The following is a 20,023-nucleotide window of genomic DNA, read 5'->3' as shown; positions in this document are numbered from 1 at the left end:
CCACACCACGGGAAATGCGGAGTCTTGTCTGTCACTTCTTGCGGCCCCACTCGGCGGCCGTACTTTATAAAATCATGCCCCCCTCTATCAAATCGACTGCCAAGTGCGCGCCGCGAACTCCCGCGCGCCGCCCGCGGGTGCGACGCGACGGACGACCGAAGGGTGTCACCGCGGCCGCCGCCACGACGAACGTCACGCCCCCCACGGCCGCCGCGGCGGCGATCGTCACCCTGGGCGAGTCGGCGTACCAGCAACTCAAGCAGATGCTGATGCAGGGCGCCTTCACCCCGGGCGAGGCGATCACGGTGCGCGCCGTGAGTGAAGCGCTGGGGATCGGAGCGACCCCCGTGCGCGAGGCGCTCCAACGGCTCGCGGCCGAAGGGGTGCTCGAAGGGTCGGCCAACATGGGAGTCCGCACGGCACGACTTGAGCGCGCCGAGTTGGAGACGCTGTACGAAACGCGCATGCTGCTCGAAGGCGAAGCGGCGGCCCTCGCCGCGCGGCGCATCACCGCCGCGGAGCTGGTCGACATCGAGGAGACGTTTCGTCGGGTCGTCGCCGCCGCCGACCGGGGCGACGCCGCCGCCTGCCTGGCGGCCAACATGAGCTTCCACTTTCGCATCTACGCGGCCTCGCGCCTTCCGCTGCTCGTGCGATGCATCGAGCAGATGTGGCTGCGCATCGGCCCTGTCCTCATGGAGCGCGCCCGCAGTCGTCCGCTGACGGCCCGCAACTTCTTCGGCTCCTCGCGCGCGGCCCACGAGCGACTGCTCAAGGCGCTCAAGCGGCACGATGCCAAGGGGGCACGCGACGGCGTGCGCCAACTGTTGTACGTGGGCTACGACGTCGAGGGGCGCCCATGACCGTGCCGAGCGAAGCGACGCGGAAGCCCGCGGTCGCGGTCGTCGCGTGTGGCGTGATCGGTCGGAGCTGGGTGCGGGTCTTCACGCGCGCCGGCCACCCGGTGAGGCTCTGGGATCCTTCCCGCGATGCGATGGAGGCTGCGCTGGCGTGGCACACCGAGGAGTGTGCGCGCGACGGGCGACCGAGTGCCGAGGTGCAGCTGTGCGCGTCGATCGCCGACGTGGTGGACGGCGTGGTGTGGGTCCAGGAGAACGGCCCCGAGTCGCTGGACGCCAAGCGCGCGATCTTCGCCGCGCTCGACGCGGCGGCGGCCCCCGATACGATTCTCGCGTCGAGCACCTCCACGCTCGACATGACCGCGATCGCGCGCGACCTCGCCGGCGCAGATCGCTGCATCGTCGCCCACCCGGTCAACCCGCCGCACGTGATCCCCGCGGTCGAGGTGCTGGGCGGCGAGCACACGAGCGAGGCGACACGCGCGCGGACGGTCGAGATGCTGCGCGCGGTTGGGCAGGTCCCGGTCGAGCTGCGGCGCTACGTCCCTGGCTTCCTGCTCAACCGCCTGCAAGTGGCGCTCATCCGCGAGGCCATCGCCCTGGTCGAGAGCGGGGTGGCCGGCGTGGACGAGGTGGACGCGGTGGTGCGCGATGGGCTCGGACTGCGCTGGGCGCTGATGGGGCCGTTCGGCGTGGCCAACACTAACGCCGATGGCGGGGTGCGCGAGTACCTCACGCGCTTCGGCGGCTCGATCTCGGGGCTCATGAACGATCTCTCGCCCACGCCGGCGCTCACCGCTGCACTCATCGAACGCCTCGGGAGTGCCACCGACGCGATGGTCGGCGACGCGACCACGGCAGCGCAGCGTGCGTGGCGCGATCGCATGGTCGCACAGATCACGGCACTCAAGCGCGAGGGAGGGGCGCCATGACCACCGGGGCGACGACGACCGGCGGCACGAAGGCCGGCGCCACGGTGGCGGTGATCGGCGCCGGGACTATGGGGCGCCGCCTCGCGTTCGACTTCGCACGCGCGGGGTGTGGTCACGCTGTACGACGCGGCGGACGGCGTGGCCGAGTCGGCGCTGCGCTGGCTCTCGGAGCACCTGAACGCATGGGAAGGATCGGGACGCCTGTCGGCGGGCACGACGCAGGCGAGCCTGGCCCGATTGCGCACGGCGCAGTCGGCGGCCGAGGCGGTCGACGTCGCCGCGTTCGTCTTCGAGAACGTCCCCGAGCGCCTGGCGCTCAAGCGCGCGCTGTTCGCGCGGCTCGCACCGCTGCTAGCCGACGAGACCATCCTCGTGTCGAACACCTCGTCGCTCCCCGGCTCGCTCATGGCCGACGCCTCGGCGCGCCCCGATCGATTCGTCAACGCCAACTTCTCTCATCTCGGGCACCAGAAGGTCGAGGTGATGCCGAACCCCGGTTCGTCGAGCGACACGGTGCTGCGCACGACCGACTTCCTGCGTGCCACGGGGTTCGTCCCGATCCTCCTTCGCCAGGAGCAATTCGGCTACGCCTCCAACCGCGTCTGGCGTGCCGTCAAGAAGGAGGTGCTGCGCCAGGTCGCCGCCGGAGTCATTGCGCCGCAGGACCTCGATCGCGCCTGGATGCTCGACTGGGAGGTGCCGATGGGGCCGTGCGCGCTGATGGACCGGATCGGACTGGACGTCATTCGCGACATCGAGCACGCCTACGCCGACCATACGCACGACCCGTCCGATCGACCGCCCCAGTTCCTCGAGCAGATGGTGCAGGACGGGAGGTTGGGGGTGAAGTCGGGCGAAGGGTTCTATCGCTATCCCGACCCCGACTTCGCCCGTCCGGACTTCCTGCAGCACGCCTAACGACCGCCCCGCCGTTCCTCCCGTCTCCCGCCTCCCGTCCCATGTCTCACTTCTGGCGCTACGCCGACACCTTCGAGTACCTCGAGCGCGTGGGGAAGATGCCCCCGCTCATCATCTGCTGCGCCTGCAACGGCGGGGTGCAGGGAAAGGAATCCAACCTCGCCCTCCCCGAGTCGGCCGAGGAGATCGCCGAGTCGGTCGGCGGGGCGTATGACGCCGGCGCGTCGATGGTGCACGTGCACGCGCGCGACCCGAAGTTTCCTACGCGCCCGGCGACGACCACCGAGGTCTGGCTCGACGTCAACACGCGCATCCGTGCGCGCTGCGCCGAGATCATCATCAACAACACCACCGGTGGCGGGCCGGGGATGACGATGGAGGAGCGGCTGCAATGCCTCCCCGCGCGTCCCGAGGTGGCCTCGCTCAACCTCACCCCCGACATGAGCAAGTTCAAGCTCAAGGCGCGCCCCGACACACTCCCCGACCCGCACGGCGAAATCATCTACGACGAGTGCGTCCCGTTCTCCTACAAGCTCGTCTCCCAGTTTGCCGCGCGCATGAAGGAGTACGGCGTGAAGCCGGAGATGGAGACGTACCACAGCGGCGGGTCGTGGGTCATGCGCGACCTCATCCAGCAGGGGCTCATCGAGGCGCCGTACTGGATCCAGACGGTGATGGGCTACCAGACGTCCAGCATGGCGACGCCGGAGAACGTGATCAACCTGGTGCGCGAGTTTCCCGATGGGGCGATGTGGCTGTGCTCCGGCATCGGGCCGCACCAGCTTCCCATGACCACCCTCGCCATCATCCTCGGCGGGCATGTACGCGTGGGGCTCGAGGACAACATCTACTATCGTCGCGGCGAGCTGGTGAAGAGCAACGCGCAGTTGGTGGAGCGCACGGTGCGGCTCGCGCACGAACTGGGACGCGAGGTGGCGACGCCGGCGCAGGCGCGCGCGATGCTCGGACTCTCGCCACCCCCACGGCGTACTGACGACACTGGAAGATCGCACGACCGTTTCGCTCGACCGCCGCAGGGCCCCCTCCCTCGACCCCTCCCGATCGTGAGCCAGCTCAAGCGCGACGTCGGCGCCTTCCAGTTCTTCGCCTTCGCCTTCGGCGCCGTGGTGGGCGTGGGGTGGGCCGTCGTCCTCGGCGACTGGTTGCGGCAGGCGGGGCCGATCGGGGCCATCGCCGGGCTTGCGGCTGGCGGGTTGTCGATCATCCTCATCGGCTATTGCTACGCCGAGGTGACGGCGCTCATCCCCGCGTCGGGCGGGGAGATGGCCTTTGCGTATGAGCTGTACGGCGAGCGGGTCGGCTTCCTGGTGGGGTGGATGCTCGCCTTTGTCTACATCGTCGTTGCCGGCTTCCAGGCCATCTCGATCGGCTGGATCATCACGGCCCTCATCCCGGGCATCGAGGGGCCGGTCCTCTATCGCTCGCTCGGGACCGAGGTGCACGCCGGGACGCTCGCGTTAGGCCTGACCGGGATGGCGGGACTCACCTGGCTCAACTACCGCGGCGTGAAGGGGTCGGGGCGCGCGCAGTACGCCCTCGTCGTCGTCCTGCTGGTGATGGCCACGGCCTTCGTGCTCACCGGCATCCTGCGTGGGAACGTGGCCAACCTGCAGCCGTACTTCCAGCGCTCGGAGAGCGGATCGATCTGGCCCGGTGTGCTCGCCCTCTTCATGACGGCGTCGTACTGGTTCGGCGGCTTCAACGTCATTCCCGTGATGATGGAGGAGAGGTCGAGTGCCACCAGCTACAGCGCGGTCGGGCGCATGATCGTGCTCTCCATCGTCGTCGGCGTCGTCTTCAAGACGGCGGTGGTCCTGTCCGCGTCCATGACGGTCCCGTGGCGGGAGCTGATGACGATGAACATCCCCGCCGCCACCGCATTCGAGAAGGCGTTCGGCTCGGTGGTGCTGGGCAAGGTGGTCCTGCTCACCGCGCTGCTCTCGCTCCTCTCCACGTGGAACGCGATGATGGTCTGCGGGTCGCGCATGCTCTTCGCGATGGGACGGTCACACTTCATCGCCTCGTGGCTGGGTGAGGTGCACCCTGTGCATGGGTCGCCGGCGAATGGCGTCCTGTTCACCGGCTTGGCAGGGACCGCGGTGACCCTGCTCGGGCGCAATGCGATCCTCCCCATCGTGAACTCGTCGTCCACCTGCCTGGGGATCGCCTACGTGCTCACCTGCTACGGGGTGGTGAAGCTGCGCCGCAGTCGTCCCGACGCGCCGCGTCCCTCGCGCGTCCCCGGGGGGATGCCGACCGTCGTGCTCGCCCTCGCCGGGTCGCTCTTCGCCTTCGGGCTGTCGCTCTACCAACCGTGGGCCGACGCCAAGGGGAAGGTGCCGCTGGAGCCGGTGATGCTCGCGATCTGGATCGCGTTAGGCGCGGTGGCGTGGATCGTCGGAGGACGGGCGCGCGCCGCCTTCTCGCAAGTGGAGCGTCGTCGCATCATCGTCGGGGCGACCGAGTAGGGCATTTCGGCCGCCCCCACCGCAGGTCGCACGCCCTTCCTTATTCCGGAGCGTCCGTCGCATGTCGCCACAGCCTTCATGTTCCCCGCGCGCCAGGCGGAGTGCCTGGGCCAGGTGAGGATTCGGTGCGCGGCCCCACCACCACGCTCGACTTCACCGCCACGGAAGGGACGTGGATGAGCGTCGACGTTGCCCCTGACGGGCGGACCGTCGTCTTCGACCTGCTCGGCCACCTCTACGAGATGCCGATCACCGGGGGCGACGCGACGCCGCTCACCCGCGGGCGCTCGTTCAACCACCTGCCGCGCTACAGCCCGGACGGGCGGTCGATCCTCTTCACCTCCGACCGCAGCGGCAAGGAAGAACTCTGGCTGCTGCATCGCGGGACCGATTCGCTCGAGCAGGTGTCCCGCTTCGACGTGCGGGCCTATCAAGGGAGCTGGTCTCGCGACGGCAGGGCGATGTACGTCTCCACGCAGGACCTCGGCGCGCGCGGGGCCGCGTATCGCATCGACCGGCTGGGGTCGCGCACGCAGCTCACCCTCAACGGCGTCTTCAACAATCCCACGCACTTCAGCGAGCATCCCACCAACAGCAAGGTCTACTTCTCCGAGCCTGGTGGACCCATCTACCAGCGCGGACTCATCATCAGGACGTACGACCTGCGCAGCGGGGAGCTGGCCACGTACCTCGAGCGCCCCGGCGGCGCGGGGGATCCCGTGGTCTCACCCGACGGCAAGTGGCTCGCCTATGTACATCGCGAGGACCTCGCGTCGGTGCTCGTCCTGCACGACCTGTCCTCCCAGCGTGAGCGGACGTTGCACCTGCTGGACCGCGACCGCATGGAGTCAGGGTCGGGGACCACGTTCGGCATCTACTCCAACTTCTCCTGGACGCCGGATTCGAAGGCGATCGTGGTGGCGTGGGGCGGGGCGCTGCACGCCGTGTCCATCGACAACGGGGCCGTGCGCGACATCCCCTTCCGCGCTCCCGTGAAGCGTGTGCTCGCCGAGACCATCAAGTTCCCGGTGCCGATCCCGACGAGCGGGAAGGGGCGCTCGCGCGCCTCGCGCTGGGGCGAACGCACGGCGCAGGGCGTGCTCTTCGAGTCGCTCGGCGACATCCACCTGAAAGGCGATGGGGCGCCGGTCAACCTCACGCGAAGTGCGGCGCTCGAATCGAGCCCGGCGTACGACGCGACGACCCGGACCGTCTATTACGCCTCGTGGACCGACGACTCGCTCGGGGCCGTCTGGTCGCTGGCGCTGCCGCCTAACGCGCGACGGGCGACGCCGATGCGCCTGACGACGCAGCCGGCGCAGTACGGCTCACTGGCGCTCTCGCGCGACGGCAAGACACTCGCCTTCCTGCGCGGCGGTTCGGCCATCACGCGCGGGCAATCGCTCGAGGAGCAGGAGCGCTTCGACCTGGTGATCGTGGGGAGCGACCGGGTCGAGCGCGTGGTGACGTCGGTCCCGTGGCTCAACACCAACCCGCTTGGCGCGCGGCGCCCCCCCGATGTCTCCTTCTCCGCTGACGGGGAGACGCTGTTCGTGAGCGAGATGGAGCGCGACACGCTCTTCCTGCGCTCCGTGCGGCGCGACGGAAGCGCGAAGCAGACGCTGTACGCGCTGCCGCATGCGGTCGCGGTCTCGCGTTCGCCCGACGGCGCGTGGATCGCCTTCCGTGAGTACACCAAGTCGTTCATCGCGCCGGCGAGCTTTGCCGGCAAGACGGTCACGCTCTCCGCGCACGATGGCATCGGCACCACGCGGCGCATCGACACCAGGGATGGCGAGAACCTCCGTTGGTCTCCCGACGGCCAAGGTGTGTCGTGGACGCGCGGCGCGACGTTCTTCGAGAAGTCAGTGGCTGCGATCGTCGCGAAGCAGGCGGACGGCGCGCGTGCCACCGACCTCGCCGTCGAGTATGACCTCGCCGAGCCGGCGGGGACGGTAGCGCTCACCAATGCGCGCGTCATCACGCAGGACGCGAGCGGGCGCGTGCTCGAGAATGCGACGATCGTCATCGAGCGGAGCCGAATCGTCGCGGTAGGGACGAACGTGGCAGTGCCGGCCGGCGCGCGCGTCTTCGACCTGCGCGGGAAGACGGTGATGCCGGGGATGATCGACGCGCATGCGCACTACAGCCCCGATGGCTCCACGCTCAACGTGCTCGAGCAGCGGCACCAGGGATTGCTGGCCAACCTCGCCTACGGCACGACCACGATGTACGAGGTGTACGGCAACAACCTCAAGGATGTCGCGGTGAGCGACCTGCAGCGCGCCGGACTGGTGAACGGCGCGCGCCTCCTGACCGTCGGCGCCCCGATCTACGGGCTGCGCAGCTTCCGTCCCAAGCTCTTTCGCCCGATTCGTTCGCAGGAGGAGGCCGACGAGGTCGTCGCGTCCAACGCCGACTACGGCGCGACGGCGCTCAAGGACTACGTGCAGTTCAACCGCTCGGCGCGCATGCAGCTCTACGATGCGGCGCGTCGCCGGGGGGTGAACGTCGTCGCGGAAACGGCGGTCGACTTCCAGATGGACTGGACGATGCTGATGGACGGGGTGAGTGGCCTCGAGCACACCGTCGGCCTCACGCCGCTGTATGGTGACGTGATCAGGCTGTGGGCCGCGACGAAGGCGGGGAACACCCCGACGCTCATCGTCAGCTACAACGGACCGGCCGGCGAGCAGCTCTTCCATCAATCCGAACGGCTCTGGGACGACCCCAAGCTCCTCACCTTCTTCTCGAAGGAGGAGCTGCTGCGCTTCCGGCGCCCCACGCACTACTTCGACGACGACCGCTGGGCGGAGCAGATGTCGCGCGAGGTGCGCAAGCTGGCGGTTGCGGGGGTGTCGCTGCAGGTCAGCGGGCATGGCCAGATGCACGGCATCGACAAGCATTGGGAGCTCGAGCTCTTCACGCGCGGCGGCTTCTCGCCCGCCGAGGCGATCGCGGCCGCGACGATCAACAGTGCGCGCTATCTCGGGCTGGACCGCGATCTGGGGTCGATCGAACCGGGGAAGGTGGCCGACCTGGTGATCCTCGACGCCAACCCGCTCGAGGACATTCGCCACTCGCGCCGGATCGACCAGGTGATGCAGGGCGGAGTCCTCTATCGGGGCGCTGACGCATCGCGGCTGTACCCCAACCCCGAGCCGGGCGGCAGTATCGCTTTTGGGGGAACGGGCGAGGGGCCATGATGATCGATCGCGACGGCGGGCACTGACAGTCACCGGGACGCGGACGAAACAAATCGCCGCGCGCCCCCGTCCTGCCCCCGTCGGCCAACCCCAATCATCCCGCCATGCACGTCATCGAGACACGGGGACTCACCAAACGATACGGCGATGTCCTCGCCGTCGACGACATCTCCTTCTCCGTCGAGCAGGGACAGGTCTTCGGCTTCTTGGGTCCCAACGGCTGCGGCAAGACCACGACCATCGGCATGCTCCTGGGGATCATTACCCCCACCGCTGGAGAGGTGCGACTGCTCGGCCTCACGGGACGCGATGGACTGCACGCGGCCCGTCAGAAGATCGGGGCGACGCTCGAGACCCCCAACTTCTATCCGTATCTCAGCGGGTGGGACAACCTGCGCATCGTCGCCAACCTGAAAGGGGTGAGCGACAGGACCATCGAGGAGACGCTCGAACTGGTCGGGCTCCTGGCGCGACGCAAGGACAAGTTCCAGGGCTACTCGCTCGGCATGAAGCAGCGCCTGGCCATCGCCGCCACGCTGCTCGGCGATCCGCAGCTCGTCATCCTCGACGAACCGGCCAACGGGCTCGATCCCGATGGGATGCGCGAGATCCGGGAGCTGATCGTGGCGCTGGGGGCGCGCGGCAAGACGGTCTTTGTCTCGTCGCACCTGCTCAACGAGGTCGAGCGCACCTGTACGCATGTGGCGATCCTGCGAAAGGGGACGATCGTCCGGCAGGCGAGCGTGCACGACCTGCTCAAGACAGCGACCATCGTCGAGTTGCGAGGCGACGACCCGGCGCGTATGCATGCGGCGGCGGAGGGCTATCCCAGGGCGGCGCGCGTGAGTTCGCGGGACGACGCGGTGCTGGTGGAGTTGCAGGACGACGATGCCGCGTCGCTCAACCGGTGGCTCGCCGGCCAGGGCGTCTTCGTCGCGTACCTGGCCCCGCAGCGCCTTTCGTTGGAAGAGGCGTTCATCGACCTCACGCGCGACGATGTCGCCACCACCACGGCAGGTGTCGCATGAGAACCGGGATCCTTGTCCGCAACGAGTGGATCAAGACGCGGCGTCGCACGGCGTTCTGGGTGGCATCGCTCGTCTTCGCGGGGCTCATGTCGCTCATCTTCGGCGGGATGTTCTCGCAGGGGCTGCGCAAGCCCGAGCGCGCGCTCACGCTCCCCGCGGCGTGGGGAGAGGTGATGGGTGGTCCCGGCGTGCTGGCCGCCTTCTTCGCCTCGATCGTGCTCATCCTCCTGGTGAGCAGCGAGTTCACCTGGCGCACGTCGCGACAGAACGTGATCGACGGCCTGTCGAAGGAAGAGTTCTTCGGCGCCAAGCTCTTCCTGCTGCCGGGCGTTGGGTTGTTCTTCTTCACGGTGATGGTGCTTGTCGCTGGCGGCTTCGCCTTCGCCGGGACCGTCGCCAAGGGCGTGCTGGGTTCCACCGGCGCCCTGGTGCGCCCGGCCGACCTCGCCCTCATGGGGGGCTCGATCATCGGCCTGCTCGGCTGGGCCTCGCTGGCCTTCCTCCTCGCCATCGCCATACGATCGTCAGGCTCGGCGATCGGGGCGTTCTTCCTCTACTTCATCGTCGAGCAGATCCTCGGCCAGCTGGCGGGGGCGCTCGGCCCCACGGCGGGGGAGCTGTTCCGCTTCGCGCCTAACGCCGTCTTCAAGGCGCTGTGGGAGCCGGCGCGGTACGGGGCGGTGCCCCTCAAGGCGGGGCAAGCGCCGGCGATTGCCACGGAGTGGTACCTGGTGGCCGGGCTCACGTACATCACGCTGTTCGTGCTCACGGCGTTCCTGCTGTACCGGCGGCGCGACCTGTAGCGTGCGGACCTGGGGGCGACGGCGTTCCCGCGCCCCCGTTCCCGCCTAACGCTCCCCCTTCAACCGCTTGAACTCCGCCTCGACCGACTCGGGGACGAAGAGGTTGTCGGCGATCGCCGCGACCTCTTCCGCGTCGGCCCAGGCGCGTTCGAGCTCCTCGAGTTCGCCCTCCAGTGCGCGCCGCTCGGCCTCCTCGTGCAGCGCCATCTCCATCGCCAGCCGTTGCGGGGCGGGGAGCGAGAAGAGGCCGTATTTGTTGAATTCCATCTGGCGCGACTTGGCCTTGCGCGGCGAGACCCCGTCGGTCATCGACTTGATCGCGCCTTGCGCCTGACGACTGGCCTCGCGCAGGAATCGCTCGGAGTTGCCCACGGACTCGATGCGCTGGACCGCATCTGCCACCTCGGACTTCTTCCCCCCGAAACGGTTGACCTTGGGGAGGACGATGGCGGCGATGCGCTCGGCCTCGGGGCCGGTGAATTCCTCCGAGCCGTGCTTGAAGCGCAGGAACAGGCGCAGCCGGCCGTCATCGGTGGTGGCGATCGATGACTCGGCCAGGTGGCGGCGCCGCACGTCGACGACGCCATGACGCTCCGTGCGAACACGAGCCACCACGGTTTCGCCGCCTCCATAAATGAGGCTGCGCCCCACCTGCACGTAGAGAAAGCCGAAGCTCCCGACCGCCACGCCTGCGGCGGCTCCACCGGCCATGAGGGCGGCCACGGCGGCGATCCCACCGCCGGCCGTGAGGATCGCGCGATTGCGGCGGCGGCCGAACTGATCGCCGTACCGCCACGCGGCGAACTCGGGACGCTGCGGCTCGCCGATGCGCACGAGCGTCGCCCCCGAGGCGAGCTTGGCCAGCCCGATGTTGTCGGTCGAGACTCGGCGCCTCGTGTCGCGATACAACTTCTCGGCTTCCTCGATGGCTTCCCAGCGCTCCTCGAGCGGGGAGAGGTTCCAGCGTTCGCAACTGCGACACACCACCCAGAGCCGTCCACGCGCCGGATCGAACGCCAGGCGTTCGCCGACGGGAAACGTCTCGATCGATTCGTTACGGCCGAGCGGTTTGTTGCAGAAGATGCAGGTCGAGAACATGGGGATGGGGTGGTCGCGTGCTGCAAACTACGTGGGGAGGGGGGCGCGGGGTTCAGGGGAGGGGTTTCGGGGGGGCTGGGGGGCAGAATGGGTGCGGATTCGAGCCGGTTGGGTTCGCCCTCCCTGTTTCCGCGCAGGCGTGCTGCCCCTGAGGTCGCCTCGACCCTTGTTGACGGTCTCCGAGCGTGTCAGGTTCGGGCCCGGGGAGCGCGTCGGCTCCGCCGGCCCAGTCGCCTCTCGTCCCGCCAGGCATGCTACCCTCTCGTGTTCTCCTCCTGTCCCTCGGAGCCCTGCTCGTTCTGTCGCCCGACTCGTCCGCGGCCCAGGCGTCGTCGCAGCCGTCGCCTTCCCCCAAGCGCACCGCCGACGAGGAACGCCTGCGGGCCGACTGGGCCAACCTGGCCCGCTACCGCGCCGACAACGCCGCCCTGGGCGCCCCCGCCGCTGGCGAGCAGCGCGTGGTCTTCATGGGGAACTCGATCACCGAGGGGTGGGCGCGCTACTTCCCCACGATGTTCCCCGGCAAGCCCTATGTGGGCCGAGGGATCGGTGGCCAGACGACGCCGCAGATGCTGGTGCGCTTCAGGCAGGACGTGATCGCGCTCAAGCCGGCGGTGGTGGTGATTCTCGCCGGGACCAACGACATCGCCGGCAACACCGGGGCGTCGACGCTGGAGATGATCGAGGACAACCTGGCCTCGATGGCGGAGCTGGCGAAGGCGAACGGAATTGCGGTGGTGCTTTCGTCGGTGCTCCCGGTTTTCGACTATCCCTGGCGTCCGGGGCTCGAGCCGGCGCCGAAGATTGTCGCGTTGAACGCGTGGATGAAGCAGTACGCGGCCGCGCACGGGGCGGTGTACCTCGACTACCACTCGGCGATGGCCGATGCGCGGCAGGGGATGCGCGCCGACCTGGCTGGCGACGGAGTGCACCCTAACGACAAGGGGTATGGACTGATGGCGCCGCTCGTGGAACGGGCGATCGCGGAGGCGTTGCGGGCAAGGCCATAGCGCGCGCCCCTTGCGTCTCGCGATCTCGCGCCCGATGATCACGCATGGCTGAACCCAAGACCACGCGCACCACCGCCAGCGTCGCCGCCTTTCTCGCCGCCATCGAAGATCCGAAGCGGCGCGCCGATGCACTCGCCGTCAAGCGCCTCATGGAGCACGCATCCGGCGAAAAGGCCGCGATGTGGGGGACCGCGATCGTCGGCTTCGGGAGCTACCACTACGTGTATGCCAGCGGGCAGGAAGGCGACTGGCCGCTCGTGGCCTTCTCCCCGCGCAAGCAGAACCTCGTCCTGTACATCATGCCGGGGTTCGATCGTTACAGCGAACTCATGGCGCGACTGGGGAAGTGCAAGACCGGGAAATCGTGCCTCTACCTCAACTCGCTGCGCGACGTGGATGTGAGTGTGCTCGAGGAGTTGGTGCGTGCGTCGGTTCGTCACATGGCGACGAGCAAGGGGGCCGCCGCGGCGACGCGGGAGACCTCCGGCAAGACGACCAAAGCGGCGGCGAAGCGGTCGACCAAGACGAAGTAAGCGACCGCGCGCGATTCGCCGATCCGGCGCGCCCTTGTCCTTGCCGCGCCCGGTGGTGATGCTGAAGGCAGTTGCTGCGCCCAGCCCATTGCTCCTCCCACCCAGGCGCGCCGTCCTCCCGACACCCTGAGGTGTCACGTGCGTCGAGGCAGAGCTCCCCTGGTGATCGCCGTCGCGATCGCCTTCCTCCTGTTCATCGTCGTTCCCGCCGCCAGCGGCTTCTTTGCCGATCTCTGGTGGTTCCGCGAGATCGGCTACGACGTCGTCTTCGTCCGCACCGTCACCACGCGGCTGCTGCTCTTCCTCGTGGCGGGCGCCGTCGGGAGCGCGGTGTTGTACCTCAACCTGTCGATCGCGCAGCGGGGCGTCGTCCCCGAGCCGGTCATGGTGCGGATGGGCGAAGCCGTGGCGCCCGTCGATGTGGCGGGGGCGACGCGTCGGCTGCGCCTACCGATCTCCATCCTCTTCGGCATCGTCTTCGGGCTGGGCGTGAGCGCCACCTGGCAGGTGCTGCTCCAGTGGCTGCACCGCACGCCGTTCGACGTCGCCGACCCCGTCTTTTCACGCGACATCGGCTACTACGTCTTCTCCCTCCCGGCGCTCTCGGTCGCGTTAGGGATGATCCGCACGCTCGCCTTCGTCTCCCTCCTCGCCACCGTTCCGACCTACTTCTTTCGGGGCGACGTGGTCGTCTCGCCGCGACGCTTGCGCATCGAACCGTCGGCCGGCGTGCACCTGGCGATTCTCCTGGCGGTCCCCTTCGTGGTGACGGCGCTTCGCCTCTGGTTCGTGGACAGCGCCGAGCTGCTGTACTCCACGACTGGTCCGCTGGTGGGGGCGAGCTACACCGACCTGCACGCGACGCTCCCCGCCATCCGCGTGTCGGCAATCGCCGCCCTTGCCGCCGCGGTGGTCGTGCTCGTGGGCGGCGCGCGGCGGATGCTGGGGTGGTACGGCGTGCTCGCCGTCGGCGGCTACGTGTCGGTAGCCATCCTGGGACGCGGGATCGTGCCGGCGATCATGCAGAAGTTCGTCGTCGCCCCCACGGAGCTCACGCGCGAAACCCCCTACTTGGAGCGCCACATCGCCGCCACGCGACGCGCGTGGGGGATCGACAGCGTACAGTCGCGCGACCTCGAGGGGGTCCCGACGCTCACGCTCGCCTCGCTGCGCGCCAACGCGGCCACCATCGAGAACGTGCGGCTGTGGGATCGCGCGCCGCTGCTGCGCACCTTTGGGCAGCTGCAGGAGATCCGCACGTACTACGACTTCGTGTCGGTCGACGACGATCGGTACTGGATCGATGGCAAGTACCGCCAGGTCCTCCTCTCGCCGCGCGAGCTCAACGCCCAGTCGCTGCCCACGCGCACGTTCATCAACGAGCACCTGACCTTCACGCATGGCATGGGGCTCACGATGAGCCCCGTCAACCAGGTCACCACACAGGGGCTCCCCGTCCTCCTCATCCAGGACCTGCCGCCGGCGACGACCGGGTCGCTCAAGGTCTCGCGCCCGCAGATCTACTACGGCGAGCTGGCCCAGGATTTCGTCTTCGTGGGGACGCGCCAGAAGGAGTTCGACTACCCCGCAGGGGAGGCCAACATCTACACCGCCTATGCCGGCAAGGGCGGCGTCCCGGTCGGAAACATCTTCCGGCGCATGCTCCTCGCCCTCCACTTCGGCAACTCGAAGGTCCTGCTCTCGGGCGACATCACCAGTGAGAGCCGCGTCCTGTACAACCGCAACATCGTCACGCGCATCCGCAAGGCGCTCCCCTTCCTCAAGCTCGACCGCGATCCCTATCTCGTGGTCGCCGACGATGGAACGCTCAAGTGGATCCAGGACGCCTACACGACCTCATCCCGCTATCCCTACTCGTTTCGGTCGCCGGACGGCGTGACCTACATGCGCAACAGCGTGAAGGTCGTGATCGACGCGTACGACGGGACGGTCACCGCCTACGTCAGCGCCCCCAACGATCCGTTGGTGCGCACCTGGGCCAAGGTCTTCCCGGGGATCTTCGTCCCCATCGACAGCATGGCGAAGGACCTGCGCGCGCACGTGCGCTATCCCGACGACATGTTTCGCGCCCAGACCGCCCTGTACTCGACGTATCACATGGACAAGCCCGAGGAGTTCTACCATCGGGAAGACCAGTGGCAGGTGCCGGTGGTGACGCGCCCCGATGAGGCGGTCCCCTTCATGCGGCACATCATCATGCGCCTGCCTGACGAGCCCGAGGCGGAGTTCATCTACATGGCGCCGTTCACGCCGCGCGGGAAGGACAACCTCGCGGCATGGATGGTCGCCCGCAACGACGGCGCGGAGTACGGGAAGCTGCGCGTCTACAAGTTCCCGCGCCAATCGCTCGTATTCGGCCCTAGGCAGATCGAAAACCGCATCAACCAGGACACCGAGATCGCACGGCAGGTCTCGCTCTGGGACCAGCGCGGGTCGGAGGTCATTCGCGGCGACCTTCTCGTTATCCCGATCGATCACGCGCTTCTGTACGTGCAGCCGCTCTACCTCCAGGCCGAGGGGGGCCGCATCCCCGAGCTCAAGCGCGTGCTGGTGGCCTACGAGAATCAGGTGGTGATGCGCGAGACGCTGGAGCTGGCGCTCCAGGCGCTCTTTGCCGGCGGGGGCGATGCGCCTATCACGCAGGCAGTGCCGGTGACCGGTGCCGTGGCGCAGCGCCCCGCCGCAGGGGCCGACACCGTGGTCGGCGCCGCGAGCGCCGAACTGCAGAGCCTCGTGGTGGAGGCTCGGCGCCGCTACCAGGCGGCGATCGAGGCGCAACGCGAAGGCGACTGGAGCCGCTATGGCGCGGAGATTCGGCGACTGGGCGAGTTGCTGGAGCGCATGGGGCGCAAGTGATCGTGGCAGATGAGGGCGTGGTGGGTCGTCAGCGTCGACTAACGAACCATCGCGACGGCGCGCCGCGTCACCGTTGCGTGCTCGCCGGCTCCCCGCTACCGTCATCTTGGCATCCAATAGGACGATGCATGCCGGAGAAACTCGACATTAAGCAGGGGACCCTCGCCCTCATGATCCTCAGGACGCTCGACGTCCTGGGACCGCTGCATGGATACGGCATCGCGCGCCGCATCGAAGAGACGAGCAGGAACCGCCTCGCCCTCAACTACGGCACGCTCTATCCCGCCTTGCTCAAGATGGAGCAGGAAGGGGCGATCGCCGCCGAGTGGCGTCCGTCGGAGAACAACCGGCGTGCGAAGTACTACACGCTCACCCCCGTGGGGCGAAAGCTGCTCGCGCGCGAGACACGCGAATGGATTGAGACCGCCGACCTCATCGCCGCCTTCCTCAACCTCCGGCCGGAGTCCTGAGGCGGTTCGTCCGTCTCGAGCTCGCGCGCGGACGCGTGATCCAGAATGCTTGTGCAGCGCGGCGGCTTTTCTCCCTGGTGGCGCGGCGAAACACGGATGTCGAGTGTCGCGTAGCAGAGGTAGAATGCGCCATTCACGGGCATGCGACGACTCGGCGTGAGATCCTCGATGCGATACCACTGTCTGCTGGCGACCGTTGCGGCACTGTCATTCACCACACTGGCGCGTGGGCAGTCGCCCGCCCCGACGCGCATTCGCCTGAGCCGCGACACCGTCGTCGCCGGGATTCGTTGCGGTCCCACCGGTCGCGCCTACGCTGCACTGCACGCCAACGGCACGCTGGAGGAATGCCCGCTCGCGGCCGACTCGCTCGTCGAGGGGAACCTGCTGGCCAAGGGGAGCTGGATTCGCCTCACGCCTGAAGGCATCCTCGACGGCGCATGGTTGCTGCGCGACGCCCAGCTGCAAGGCATTCCCTGCAAGGGGACCGGCTACAAGGGGTGGGCGGTGCGATTTCATCCGGACGGTCGGCTCGCGCTCTGCTATCTCTCGCGCGAGGCGACCATCGACACCATCCCGTGCAAGGCCGGGGCGTTCATCAGCGAACTGTCCGGGTCGACGCAGGTCATGCTGCACCACAACGGCAAGTTGCAGTCGTGCCGGGTGGCGCGCGACGTGACGTACCGAGGGGTGGCACTCAGGGGAGGGAAGCGTGTGCGACTCTCCCCCGATGGCGCGCTCGTCGCCGCCCCGGCATCGCCGGGCGCATGACCGGCACCCAGCCGTCGCCCGACCGTGTGCCGATCGCCATGCGCGGCTGGCTGCGGGCCACGTCGTTAGGTTGGCTGCTCGGCGTCCCCTGCATCCTCGTGTTGGCGCTCGTTGGTGAGGCGATCGAGATCGGGGGGGCACAGGTGCTCGTCGGCCTGGGGATGGGGAGCGCGGTGGGGCTGCTGCAGGGGCGAGCGATGCGCCCCGTGCTTGGTGACGCGTGGCCGTGGGTGGTGGCCTCGGGGGTGGGACTCGCGCTCCCCTTCCTCGTCGCCGATATCGCCGCCCTTCGGGAGTGGGAGCTGCGCTACTCGCTGCAGTGGTGCGTCACGATCGGCGGGGTGATCGTGGGCGCGTGGCAGGCGCTGCTCCTTCGCGCGCGGGTGCGCGGCACCGCGTGGTGGCTCGCGGCGAGTGCCCTCGGCTGGACGCTCGCCGGTACGGCGGCGCGCGCGGCCGATGCGCTCACGGGCACAACGTCGGCGCGCGGGATTGCCGGTGCGCTGCTCTTCCTTGTGATCGTGGCGGCAGGAGGCGTCGTGCTGGGGCTCGTCACCGGGGCCGCGCTCCCTCGCCTGGTACCGCGGGGATCAGGCGGGCGGGTCGCTGCGGAAGGTTAGGGAGACGACGGGCTAGCGCGTCGTCGTGCACCACCGCGCGAGGTCGTCCAGCGTGACCGGTCCGTCACCGTCGGACGCGTCGCCGTCCGGCACGAGCGCCGGCGTCCATCCGCGGCGCGTGTGCAACCCGGGGCCAACGGCGGTCGCCCCTTCGATCGGCGTGTCCGCGAAGTAGATGCTGCGCGCCACGACCACCGGCACCCCCGCCCCTCGTGCCGACGCGACGCCGGCCGGGGAATCCTCGATGGCGACCGCCTCGTGCGCCTCCACCCCCAGCAGCTGCAAGGCGCGCTGGTACACCTCGGGGTCGGGCTTCTTTTGCGTCACGTCCTCGCCGCCGAGGACGACGGCGAACCAGTCGCGCCACGCGGCGCCCAGGTGCTGCGAGAAGAGCGCGTCGATGTTGGCACGACTGGTGGTCGTGGTGATCGCCATCGGCACGCCGCGGGCGCGACACTCCTCGAGCAGGGGGCGCACACCGGGGCGAAACGAGATCCCACCCTGGGCGAGCCGCGCCGCATAGGCGACGTTCTTGGCCGCGTGCAGGGTGCGCGCGAGCGCCTCACGCTCCGCGAGGTCGGCAGGCGCATCGGGGCGCGACGCCATGTCGTGCAACAGGCGTTCGCGACCGCCGGCGACTACCAGCAACTCACCGTAGTGCTCCACGCTCCAGCGCCACGGAATGCCGTGCGCCTCGAACGCCTCGTTGAAGGCGACGCGATGCCCATCGCGTTCGGTCTCGGCGATGGTGCCGTCCACGTCCCAGAGGACGGCCTTGAGCACTGTCGTGTGGCGAGGTGAGGCGGTCATGCGGAGAAATCAACTAGCCTCGCACGTGGCGCGCCACCAACTTCCGTGGGCCGTCGCCCGAGCCCCCTCAGCCGCAACGCCCCTCATGACCGATCGCACGCTCGTCATCACGCTCGGCGTGGTGCTCGCCATCCTGCTCGCCTGGTCGGGGATTGCGCCGTACGAGCGCAGTACCTGGCTCATGGAGGTGGCGCCGATCTTCATCGCCGTCCCGGTCATGGCGTACTCGTACCGCCGCTTTCCGCTGACGCGACTGCTCTACGCGATGATCTTCGTGCACAGCGTGATCCTGCTGGTGGGCGGGGCATATACGTATGCGCGCGTCCCCTTCGGCTTCTGGATGCAGGAGGTGCTGGGGATCGACCGCAATCCCTATGACAAGATCGGGCACTTCGCGCAGGGCTTCATCCCGGTGCTGGTCGCGCGCGAAGTGCTGTCGCGCGGTGGCTACGTGCGGGGGAAGAAGATGCTGACCTTCATCTGCATCTCGATCGCCATGGCGATCAGCGCCTGCTACGAACTGGTGGAGTGGGGGGCGGCGCTGGCGCTGGGGCAGGGGGCCGAGGAGTTCCTCGGGACGCAGGGCTACGTGTGGGACACGCAGTCGGACATGTGGTACGCGCTGCTGGGGGCGAGCAGCTCGTTGCTGCTGCTCTCACGCCTGCACGATCGCGAGATCGCTCGGCTCGGTCAGCGCAGGTAGCGCCGCGCCACCTGCTCCAGCCGGTCGTCCTTGGCCTTCTCGGCCTCGACGAGGATCTCCTCGACATACGCACGCAATGTCGGCTCGCCCCACAGGTAGCCGGTGGCCCGCTCGGCGAGCTGCGTCTCGTTGACGCGCGCGGCCTCGAGCAGGGCGCGCGCCGCGGCGCGGTCGTAGCCCGGGTCGTCCCGCTCGGGGAGGTCGTAGTGGCGGCGGGGCATCTCCCCTTCCGCGTCGTCTCTCAGGAATGCGCGCGACATGTGCGGATCGGCTCTCGTGTGCGCCGTGGCGACTGGTTCCCGGGAAAGGTAGCGCCGGTGCGGGGTGGAAACCCTCCCGGGCCTACACGTGTCGAACCTCCGACGTCGATCCCTTCAACCTTTCGGAGCCTTCATCCATGACGCCACTCGTTCGGGCCGCCCTCATCGCCGCGGCCGTGATCGCCCCCGCTGTTTCCGCCGTCCCGTCACAGGCGCAGGGCGCCTCCGCGCTCGTTGGCGCGTGGACCCTCTCCTACGAGCGCGGGCGCCGAGTCGAGAACGGAGTCGTGTCGCCGATCATGGGCGAGGCCAAGTTCGAGGTCGCCCAGTCGGGCGACTCGCTCCTCGCGACGCTGGCCCCCGGGGCGCGCCCCGATGGAACGATCCCGCCCCCCGCCACCTTCGGCGGTCGCATCGCCGGCGACTCGGCAGTCTTCGTGCAGAAGCAGAAGGCCACGTTCAACATGAACGGGGAAGAGCAGACACGCGACATGTTCCTCACGTGGGTGCTGCGCGCGAGCGGCGACGCCTTGACCGGGACGATGGCGCGCGAGATTCCCGGCATGGAGGCCGTGGGCGACATGACGGCACCGGCACCGGTGAAGGGCGTGCGGGTCAAGCGTTAGGCGGCGCGC

General features: G+C 68.7%; 18 protein-coding genes. 15 read left to right on the top strand and 3 right to left on the bottom strand.

What is annotated here, in order from left to right; genetic code table 11:
- Positions 1-137: 137 nt before the first annotated feature.
- The 7 genes from IPN47_21305 (at position 138) to IPN47_21275 (ending at position 10,236) form a co-directional block, all read left to right on the top strand.
- Positions 138-863: a GntR family transcriptional regulator gene (locus IPN47_21305; protein MBK9410535.1), complete on the top strand. Its 726-nt coding sequence runs from the start codon at positions 138-140 to the stop codon at positions 861-863.
- Complete coding sequence (locus IPN47_21300; GenBank protein ID MBK9410534.1) at positions 860-1,792, top strand: 3-hydroxyacyl-CoA dehydrogenase; 933 nt, start codon at positions 860-862, stop codon at positions 1,790-1,792. The genes IPN47_21305 and IPN47_21300 overlap by 4 nt, the downstream gene beginning before the upstream one ends.
- A gap of 108 nt (positions 1,793-1,900) precedes the next feature.
- On the top strand, positions 1,901-2,710 hold the full coding sequence (locus tag IPN47_21295) for a 3-hydroxyacyl-CoA dehydrogenase family protein (GenBank protein MBK9410533.1): 810 nt from the start codon (positions 1,901-1,903) through the stop codon (positions 2,708-2,710).
- Positions 2,711-2,751: 41 nt separating this feature from the next.
- Complete coding sequence (locus tag IPN47_21290) at positions 2,752-5,199, top strand: amino acid permease (protein MBK9410532.1); 2,448 nt, start codon at positions 2,752-2,754, stop codon at positions 5,197-5,199.
- 125 nt (positions 5,200-5,324) lie between these two features.
- Entirely contained in the window at positions 5,325-8,405 is a 3,081-nt protein-coding gene (locus tag IPN47_21285) for a PD40 domain-containing protein (protein ID MBK9410531.1), read from the top strand.
- A 104-nt stretch (positions 8,406-8,509) separates the two neighbouring features.
- Positions 8,510-9,433 (top strand): ATP-binding cassette domain-containing protein, encoded by a 924-nt coding sequence (locus tag IPN47_21280; protein MBK9410530.1) that lies wholly within the window; start codon positions 8,510-8,512, stop codon positions 9,431-9,433.
- Positions 9,430-10,236 carry a hypothetical protein gene (locus IPN47_21275; GenBank protein MBK9410529.1) on the top strand — a complete coding sequence of 269 codons (807 nt, stop codon included), beginning with the start codon at positions 9,430-9,432 and terminating at the stop codon, positions 10,234-10,236. The genes IPN47_21280 and IPN47_21275 overlap by 4 nt, the downstream gene beginning before the upstream one ends.
- 45 nt (positions 10,237-10,281) lie before the next feature.
- Here IPN47_21275 and IPN47_21270 read toward each other — a convergent pair whose 3' ends face one another.
- Entirely contained in the window at positions 10,282-11,334 is a 1,053-nt protein-coding gene (locus IPN47_21270; GenBank protein MBK9410528.1) for a hypothetical protein, read from the bottom strand.
- 251 nt (positions 11,335-11,585) lie between these two features.
- Here IPN47_21270 and IPN47_21265 point away from each other — a divergent pair, with 251 nt between their 5' ends.
- From IPN47_21265 to IPN47_21240, 6 genes are all read left to right on the top strand, one after another.
- Positions 11,586-12,344 (top strand): SGNH/GDSL hydrolase family protein, encoded by a 759-nt coding sequence (locus IPN47_21265; GenBank protein ID MBK9410527.1) that lies wholly within the window; start codon positions 11,586-11,588, stop codon positions 12,342-12,344.
- 44 nt (positions 12,345-12,388) lie between these two features.
- Positions 12,389-12,877: a DUF1801 domain-containing protein gene (locus IPN47_21260; protein MBK9410526.1), complete on the top strand. Its 489-nt coding sequence runs from the start codon at positions 12,389-12,391 to the stop codon at positions 12,875-12,877.
- A gap of 138 nt (positions 12,878-13,015) precedes the next feature.
- Positions 13,016-15,754 carry a UPF0182 family protein gene (locus tag IPN47_21255; protein MBK9410525.1) on the top strand — a complete coding sequence of 913 codons (2,739 nt, stop codon included), beginning with the start codon at positions 13,016-13,018 and terminating at the stop codon, positions 15,752-15,754.
- Between the two features lie 128 nt (positions 15,755-15,882).
- A complete protein-coding gene (locus tag IPN47_21250; protein MBK9410524.1) occupies positions 15,883-16,224 on the top strand; it encodes a PadR family transcriptional regulator in 342 nt (113 codons plus the stop codon).
- Positions 16,225-16,392: 168 nt separating this feature from the next.
- Positions 16,393-16,995 carry a hypothetical protein gene (locus IPN47_21245; GenBank protein MBK9410523.1) on the top strand — a complete coding sequence of 201 codons (603 nt, stop codon included), beginning with the start codon at positions 16,393-16,395 and terminating at the stop codon, positions 16,993-16,995.
- A complete protein-coding gene (locus IPN47_21240; protein MBK9410522.1) occupies positions 16,992-17,615 on the top strand; it encodes a hypothetical protein in 624 nt (207 codons plus the stop codon). The genes IPN47_21245 and IPN47_21240 overlap by 4 nt, the downstream gene beginning before the upstream one ends.
- Positions 17,616-17,627: 12 nt before the next feature.
- On the opposite strand, the gene IPN47_21235 is transcribed toward IPN47_21240, so the two are convergent.
- Complete coding sequence (locus IPN47_21235) at positions 17,628-18,425, bottom strand: HAD-IA family hydrolase (protein ID MBK9410521.1); 798 nt, start codon at positions 18,423-18,425, stop codon at positions 17,628-17,630.
- Between the two features lie 85 nt (positions 18,426-18,510).
- On the opposite strand from IPN47_21235, the gene IPN47_21230 reads away from it, so the two are divergent.
- Positions 18,511-19,128 (top strand): DUF2238 domain-containing protein, encoded by a 618-nt coding sequence (locus IPN47_21230; GenBank protein MBK9410520.1) that lies wholly within the window; start codon positions 18,511-18,513, stop codon positions 19,126-19,128.
- On the opposite strand, the gene IPN47_21225 is transcribed toward IPN47_21230, so the two are convergent.
- A complete protein-coding gene (locus IPN47_21225; protein ID MBK9410519.1) occupies positions 19,116-19,388 on the bottom strand; it encodes a hypothetical protein in 273 nt (90 codons plus the stop codon). The genes IPN47_21230 and IPN47_21225 overlap by 13 nt on opposite strands.
- 137 nt (positions 19,389-19,525) lie before the next feature.
- Here IPN47_21225 and IPN47_21220 point away from each other — a divergent pair, with 137 nt between their 5' ends.
- Positions 19,526-20,014 carry a hypothetical protein gene (locus tag IPN47_21220; GenBank protein MBK9410518.1) on the top strand — a complete coding sequence of 163 codons (489 nt, stop codon included), beginning with the start codon at positions 19,526-19,528 and terminating at the stop codon, positions 20,012-20,014.
- The last annotated feature ends 9 nt before the right edge of the window (positions 20,015-20,023 follow it).

This window comes from Gemmatimonadota bacterium, assembly GCA_016719105.1.
Taxonomy (GTDB): Bacteria; Gemmatimonadota; Gemmatimonadetes; order Gemmatimonadales; family Gemmatimonadaceae; genus SCN-70-22.
Note: the sequence above shows the minus strand (reverse complement) of the source record. Positions and strands in the feature narration are given on the sequence as shown.

Coding starts and splice junctions, on each gene's coding strand:
- IPN47_21240 (MBK9410522.1), top strand. CDS start 16,992: ATGACCGGCACCCAGCCGTCGCCCGACCGTGTGCCGATCGCCATGCGC.
- IPN47_21290 (MBK9410532.1), top strand. CDS start 2,752: ATGTCTCACTTCTGGCGCTACGCCGACACCTTCGAGTACCTCGAGCGC.
- IPN47_21220 (MBK9410518.1), top strand. CDS start 19,526: ATGACGCCACTCGTTCGGGCCGCCCTCATCGCCGCGGCCGTGATCGCC.
- IPN47_21250 (MBK9410524.1), top strand. CDS start 15,883: ATGCCGGAGAAACTCGACATTAAGCAGGGGACCCTCGCCCTCATGATC.
- IPN47_21225 (MBK9410519.1), bottom strand. CDS start 19,388: ATGTCGCGCGCATTCCTGAGAGACGACGCGGAAGGGGAGATGCCCCGC.
- IPN47_21275 (MBK9410529.1), top strand. CDS start 9,430: ATGAGAACCGGGATCCTTGTCCGCAACGAGTGGATCAAGACGCGGCGT.
- IPN47_21265 (MBK9410527.1), top strand. CDS start 11,586: ATGCTACCCTCTCGTGTTCTCCTCCTGTCCCTCGGAGCCCTGCTCGTT.
- IPN47_21300 (MBK9410534.1), top strand. CDS start 860: ATGACCGTGCCGAGCGAAGCGACGCGGAAGCCCGCGGTCGCGGTCGTC.
- IPN47_21230 (MBK9410520.1), top strand. CDS start 18,511: ATGACCGATCGCACGCTCGTCATCACGCTCGGCGTGGTGCTCGCCATC.
- IPN47_21280 (MBK9410530.1), top strand. CDS start 8,510: ATGCACGTCATCGAGACACGGGGACTCACCAAACGATACGGCGATGTC.
- IPN47_21235 (MBK9410521.1), bottom strand. CDS start 18,425: ATGACCGCCTCACCTCGCCACACGACAGTGCTCAAGGCCGTCCTCTGG.
- IPN47_21245 (MBK9410523.1), top strand. CDS start 16,393: ATGCGATACCACTGTCTGCTGGCGACCGTTGCGGCACTGTCATTCACC.
- IPN47_21260 (MBK9410526.1), top strand. CDS start 12,389: ATGGCTGAACCCAAGACCACGCGCACCACCGCCAGCGTCGCCGCCTTT.
- IPN47_21270 (MBK9410528.1), bottom strand. CDS start 11,334: ATGTTCTCGACCTGCATCTTCTGCAACAAACCGCTCGGCCGTAACGAA.